1 protein-coding gene is annotated in these 227 nt (G+C 55.5%); it reads right to left on the bottom strand.

Going from position 1 to position 227, the window contains the following annotated elements; all coding sequences use genetic code 11:
* Positions 1-80: 80 nt before the first annotated feature.
* The gene (locus tag HJY11_RS13850) at positions 81-179 is read right to left on the bottom strand and encodes a hypothetical protein (protein WP_368041622.1); all 99 of its coding nucleotides are present in this window, start codon (positions 177-179) and stop codon (positions 81-83) included.
* Positions 180-227: the final 48 nt, after the last annotated feature.

A 227-nucleotide genomic window follows, 5' to 3' on the forward strand; every position in this document is an offset into this window, starting at 1 on the left:
TTCATCAATACAGGCGGCACAAATCGGCGGCCGGACAGCAAAAAAAAGCAGAAGCCTGCATCTTTGGCTCCTGCCCGGCTTCAGCGCTGCGGCTGCAAAATGACAGCGGTAAAACAAAACCAGCCCTCCTGGCATTGCAGTGTGCTTCTGCCTCTGTTTTTTCGTATCACGGCATCCACATTGCCAAGGCCCAGCCCATGCTCCCCTGATTTCTCCTTTGCCGCCGC

The sequence above is a fragment of the Bittarella massiliensis (ex Durand et al. 2017) genome (genome assembly GCF_017566145.1).
In the GTDB taxonomy this organism is placed as follows: domain Bacteria; phylum Bacillota; class Clostridia; order Oscillospirales; family Ruminococcaceae; genus Bittarella; species Bittarella massiliensis_A.